Source organism: Streptomyces sp. NPDC059564, assembly GCF_042735575.1.
Classification (GTDB): Bacteria; Actinomycetota; Actinomycetes; order Streptomycetales; family Streptomycetaceae; genus Streptomyces.
Window position 1 is genome coordinate 1 of sequence record NZ_JBHWBP010000517.1, and the last position, 3,912, is coordinate 3,912.

Annotated in this window: 3 protein-coding genes; 2 read left to right on the forward strand and 1 reads right to left on the reverse strand. The window is 69.5% G+C overall.

Annotated features, from left to right (window positions below):
- Positions 1-49 precede the first annotated feature (49 nt).
- Positions 50-1,594: a S8 family serine peptidase gene (locus ACFV0Q_RS39320; protein ID WP_385012611.1), complete on the reverse strand. Its 1,545-nt coding sequence runs from the start codon at positions 1,592-1,594 to the stop codon at positions 50-52.
- A gap of 269 nt (positions 1,595-1,863) precedes the next feature.
- Here ACFV0Q_RS39320 and ACFV0Q_RS39325 point away from each other — a divergent pair, with 269 nt between their 5' ends.
- Both ACFV0Q_RS39325 and ACFV0Q_RS39330 read left to right on the forward strand, forming a co-directional pair.
- Entirely contained in the window at positions 1,864-2,232 is a 369-nt protein-coding gene (locus ACFV0Q_RS39325; RefSeq protein WP_385012613.1) for a DUF485 domain-containing protein, read from the forward strand.
- Positions 2,229-3,854 carry a cation acetate symporter gene (locus tag ACFV0Q_RS39330; RefSeq protein ID WP_385012615.1) on the forward strand — a complete coding sequence of 542 codons (1,626 nt, stop codon included), beginning with the start codon at positions 2,229-2,231 and terminating at the stop codon, positions 3,852-3,854. Before ACFV0Q_RS39325 ends, ACFV0Q_RS39330 begins: the two co-directional genes overlap by 4 nt.
- The last annotated feature ends 58 nt before the right edge of the window (positions 3,855-3,912 follow it).

Below are 3,912 nucleotides of genomic sequence, written 5' to 3' on the forward strand. Positions count from 1 at the left end.
GGGAACGCCCCGCCCGGCCCGTCCGCGCATCCGGTGCCGGTGCTCGCGGCTACTTGACGGCCTTGAGCGCGTCGACCACGCCCGCGCCGTAGTAGCCGGTCTGGCCCCACTTGGCCTTGCAGGTGGCGGCGTCGATCAGGTTGCCGGTGCCGTCGTAGATCTTGTCGGGGCAGGCCGTCTTCGTGGCCTGGCCCTTGAGCATCGCCTGGACCTGCGAGGGCGTGGCCCACGGGTGCGCGCTCTTGATCAGGGCCGCGACGCCCGCGACGTGCGGGGTGGCCATCGAGGTGCCCTGCTTGTAGCCGTAGCCGCCGCCCGGGAGGGTGGACAGCACCCGGCCGTTGGCATCGGGCGTGGCCGGGACCTGCCACTTGTCGCCGCCGGGGGCGGCGACGTCGACCACGCCGAGGCCGTAGCTGGAGTAGTACGAGCGGAAGCCCTTGTCGCCGGTCGCGCTGACGGTGACCACGCCGGGCAGCTGCGCCGGCAGGTCCAGGCAGACCTTCGGGTCGATGGTGCGCGGGACGGGGGTGGCGTCGTCCGGGCTGGTCGGGTCGACGAGCGAGTCGGCGGCCAGGTCGTAGTCCTCGTTGCCCGCGGCGGCCACGTTGAGGACGCCCTTGCGCTCGGCGTACTTGGTCGCCCGGGCGAGGGACTCCACCAGCGCCTTCTGGTCGTCGTCCGTCTTGCAGTTGAACATCCACGGGTCGACGTAGTAGCTGTTGTTCGTCACCTCGATCCCCTTCTCGGCGGCGAACATGAAGCCGCAGACGACCGCCTCGGTGAAGAACAGGCTGGTCCCGGGCTCGCTCACCTTGATGCCGGCGACCTTCACACCGGGCGCGACACCGCTGACCCCGATGCCGTTGCGCGGGGCGGCGATGGTGCCCGCCACGTGCGTGCCGTGGTCACTTCCGTCGGCGTACGGGCGCCAGGCGCCCTCGGTGGTGTCGGCGACACCGCCCACGCAGTTGGCCGACTGGCCCTTGGAGAAGTTCGCGGCGAGATCGGGGTGGGTGTCGTCGACACCCGTGTCGATGACGCCCACGGTGACGTCCGGGCTGCCATCGTTGATCTTGTGAGCCTGGTCGGCCTTGATCGCCCGCAGGTCCCACTGGTTGGACTCCAGGGGCTCCTGCCCCGGCTCGGCCTGCGCCGCCGCCTTGGCCGCGTCCGCCGCGCTCAGCTTCTGGGTCGTGCCCTCCTCGGTGGTCTGCACCGTCTGGAGGGGGGCCGTCCGAGTGGCTCCGACCGACACGAAGAGGCTGCGCTGGGCCCGCAGCACCTTGGCGAAGTCCGGGTTCTGGGAGTGTGCGACGACGACGCCGATCTGTTCATAGGACGTCACCACCGTTCCACCGGCCTGCTCGATGGCCTTCTTGGCCTGCTTGACCGTTCCGTACGCGGTCAGGTTCGCCACGTACGACAGCTTCGGGCCCACGGTGGGGGCCTTCGCGGCCGCCGCCGGGCCCGCCGTGTTGCCGACCGGCGCGGCCGAGGCCGCCACCGAGGGCAGGAAGGCGAGTGAGGCCGTGAGCGCCAGGCCGACCGGAACGGCGAGGGCTCGCCGGCGGCCGTGTCCCAGATGAGCCATGGGTTCTCCACATCATCCGTGAAAAAGCCGTCCGCACGCGGTCGCGTCGGACGGGTTCATGACACGCGAACCTAGCGCTGACGTTCCCTTCTGCGCCATCAGTTCGAGAAATCAGTTTCCGAAGAATCATCTGAAGAATCAGCGGGTGTTGAACCGTCCCGACACGCCGGCCGTGCCGTTGACAGGGGGGATCAGCACCACCGTCCCCCCACACGGAGGTTGTTTTGTCCGTCGTCCCCACCGCACCCGCGTCACAAGGAGAACCCCCCGTGACCACCGAAGCAGCGCCGCCGCAGGGCGGCGCGGGACCGGCCCCGGCCCACCATCCCGCGGCAGAAGAGTTCACGCGCGTCCAGCAGAGCCCCGAGTTCGCCGAACTGCGCAGCTCCTACCGGTCCTTCGCCTTCCCGCTCACCGTGGCCTTCATCGCCTGGTACCTCCTCTACGTGCTGCTGTCCAGCTACGCGGGCGGCTTCATGGGGACCAAGCTCTTCGGCAACATCAACGTCGCCCTCGTCCTCGGACTCGCCCAGTTCGCGACGACCTTCCTGATCGCCTGGCTGTACTCGCGGCACGCCGCCTCGAAGCTCGACCCCAAGGCCCGGGCCATCAAGCAGGAGATGGAGGCCGGAGCGTGAGCGCGATCCCGCAGCTGACCGTCGCCGCCGGGGCGACCGAGCACCGGCCGCTGATCATCACCCTGTTCGGCCTGTTCGTCGTCGCCACCCTCGTCATCACCATCTGGGCCGGCCGTCAGACCAAGGACGCCTCCGACTTCTACGCGGGCGGCCGCCAGTTCACCGGCTTCCAGAACGGCCTCGCCATCTCCGGCGACTACATGTCCGCCGCGTCCTTCCTCGGCATCGCCGGAGCCATCGCCCTCTTCGGCTACGACGGCTTCCTCTACTCCATCGGCTTCCTCGTCGCCTGGCTGGTGGCCCTGCTGCTCGTCGCCGAGCCGCTGCGCAACTCCGGCCGCTACACGATGGGCGACGTCCTCGCGTACCGGATGCGCCAGCGCCCCGTCCGCACGGCCGCCGGCACCTCCACCATCGTGGTCTCGATCTTCTACCTGCTCGCCCAGATGGCCGGGGCCGGCGTGCTCGTCTCGCTGCTCCTGGGCATCACCAGCGACGGCGGCAAGGTCGCGGTCGTCGCCCTGGTCGGCGTACTGATGATCGTCTACGTGACCATCGGCGGGATGAAGGGCACCACCTGGGTCCAGATGATCAAGGCGGTGCTGCTCATCGCGGGCGCCCTGCTGATCACCTTCCTGGTGCTGCTGAAGTTCAACTTCAACATCTCCGCGCTGCTCGGCCAGGCCGCCGAGAACAGCGGCCAGGGCTCCAAGTTCCTGGAGCCGGGACTCAAATACGGCAAGGACGGCCTCACCAAGCTGGACTTCATCTCCCTCGGCCTCGCCCTGGTCCTCGGCACCGCCGGCCTGCCGCACATCCTGATCCGCTTCTACACGGTCCCCACGGCCAAGGCCGCCCGCAAGTCCGTGAACTGGGCCATCGGCATCATCGGCGTCTTCTACCTGATGACCATCGCCCTCGGCTTCGGCGCCGCGGCCCTCCTCAAGCGGGCCGACATCCTCGCCTCCAACAAGGCGGGCAACACCGCGGCCCCGCTGCTCGCCCAGGAGATCGGCGGCGGCGCGGGCTCCACCGGCGGCGCGGTCCTGCTCGCGGTCATCTCCGCCGTCGCCTTCGCCACCATCCTCGCGGTGGTCGCCGGCCTCACCCTGGCCTCCTCCTCGTCCTTCGCGCACGACCTCTACGTGAACGTCATCCGCAAGGGCAAGGCCACCGAGAAGGAGGAGATGCGGGCCGCCCGCTGGTCCACCGTGGTCATCGGCGCCGTCGCCATCGGCCTCGGGGCCCTCGCCCGCGACCTGAACGTCGCCGGCCTGGTCGCGCTCGCCTTCGCGGTCGCCGCCTCCGCCAACCTGCCGACCATCCTCTACAGCCTCTTCTGGAAGCGCTTCACCACCCGGGGCGCGCTGTGGTCGATCTACGGCGGCCTGATCTCGGCGGTCGGCCTGGTGCTGTTCTCACCGGTGGTGTCCGGCAAGCCCACCTCGATGTTCAAGGACGCCGACTTCTACTGGTTCCCCCTGGAGAACCCCGGGATCATCTCCATCCCCCTCGGCTTCCTGCTGGGCTGGCTGGGAACCGTCCTGTCCAAGGAGAAGGCCGACCCGCAGAAGTTCGCCGAGCTGGAGGTGCGTTCCCTCACCGGAACAGGCGCTCACTGAGATCGTCCGAACACCCAGCGTGGCCGCGTCGTACTTCCCGACGACGCGGCCACGCCGC